This window comes from Roseateles sp. P5_E11, assembly GCF_054049355.1.
The window spans coordinates 1-1,613 of sequence record NZ_JBFUMO010000909.1 but is presented as its reverse complement, the minus strand read 5'-3'; the positions used below and the strand labels follow the sequence as shown (position 1 = coordinate 1,613).

Annotated in this window: 2 protein-coding genes; both read right to left on the bottom strand. The window is 66.6% G+C overall.

The annotated features are described in order from the left end of the window. On the bottom strand, positions 1-1,153 hold a 1,153-nt coding region (locus ACXJKR_RS32000), incomplete at its 3' end, for a GTP-binding protein (protein ID WP_457326282.1). Positions 1,154-1,177: 24 nt separating this feature from the next. After that, a partial coding sequence (locus ACXJKR_RS31995; protein ID WP_457326281.1) for a tRNA pseudouridine(55) synthase TruB occupies positions 1,178-1,613 on the bottom strand: 436 nt, incomplete at its 5' end.

Here is a 1,613-nt window from a genome sequence, read left to right as displayed (position 1 = left end):
GCTCATAGCCTTCACGGCGCATGTTTTCCAGCAGGATGGTCAGGTGCAGTTCACCGCGGCCGCAGACCTCGAAGATGCCGTCTTCGTCGGTCTCCTTCACGCGCAGGGCCACGTTGTGCTGCAGTTCCTTCTGCAGGCGGTCCCAGATCTGGCGGCTGGTGACGAACTTGCCTTCGCGGCCGGCCAGCGGGCTGGTGTTGACGCAGAAGTTCATCGTCAGCGTCGGCTCGTCGACCTTCAGCATGGGCAGCGGCGACGGGTTGGCCGGGTCGGTCACGGTCACGCCGATGCCGATGTCCTCGATGCCGTTGATCAGCACGATGTTGCCCGGGCCGGCGTCGGTGACCTGCACGCGGTCCAGGCCGTGGAAGGTCAACACCTGGTTGATGCGGCCGTTGACAGCCTTGCCGTCCGGACCTTCCATCACGACGACCTGCATGCCGGTCTTGATGGTGCCCTGGCTGATGCGGCCCACGCCGATGCGGCCGACGAAGGTGGAGAAGTCCAGCGCCGAGATCTGCAGCTGCAGCGGAGCAGCGGGATCACCCGACTGGGCGGGCACGTGCTTCAGCACGGTGTCGAACAGGGCCGACATATCGGGGCCCCATTGCTCGCCAGGCGCGCCTTCGGTCAGCGAGGTCCAGCCGTTGATGCCGGAGGCGTAGACGACCGGGAAGTCGAGCTGCTCGTCGGTGGCGCCCAGCTTGTCGAACAGGTCGAAAGCGGCATTGATGACGGCGTCGGGCTTGGCGCCCGGCTTGTCGACCTTGTTGACCACGACGATGGGCTTGAGACCCAGTGCCAGCGCCTTCTTGGTCACGAAGCGCGTCTGCGGCATCGGGCCTTCCTGGGCGTCGATCAGCAGCACGACGCCGTCGACCATGGACAGTGCGCGCTCGACTTCACCGCCGAAGTCCGCGTGTCCGGGCGTGTCGACGATGTTGATGTGCGTGCCGCCCCACGACACCGCGCAGTTCTTGGCCAGGATGGTGATGCCACGCTCGCGTTCGATGGCGTTGCTGTCCATGACGGTGTCGACGACCTTTTCGTGGTCGGCGAAGGTACCGCTCTGGCGCAGGAGCTGGTCGACCATGGTGGTTTTGCCGTGGTCGACGTGGGCAATGATGGCAATGTTGCGGATCGGGGTGGTCATGGTGATGCTTGGAAGAAAACCGGGTCAGGCGGAAAGCAGAGCCTGGACCTCCGGCGGGGTCAACAGGCGGTCGGCGATCAGTTCGCCAGAGGAGATGTGGGCGCTGCCGAGGAAGGCGCGGGGTTCGGGGCCGTAGACACGCACGCGCTCGGCGTCGGCTGCGGTCACGCGGCGGCGCAGCCCAGACAGGAAGCGTGCGGCCTCGTCGGCAGGCAGACGAAGCTCGGGGGCTTCGGCCAGCAGGCGGTCGGGCGAGGTCAGCAGCGCGGCGCGTTGTTCTTCGGGCAGGGCTTCCAGGCCGCTGAGCGTGATGCTGCCGTCCAGCGTCAGGCTGCCGGAGCCGGTGCGGCGCAGTGCGGCCAGCGAAGCGCCACAACCGAGTGCAGTGCCAATGTCTTCGGCCAGCGTGCGGATGTAGGTGCCTTTGGTGCAACGGACGTCGAGGGTCACGGTGCCAGCC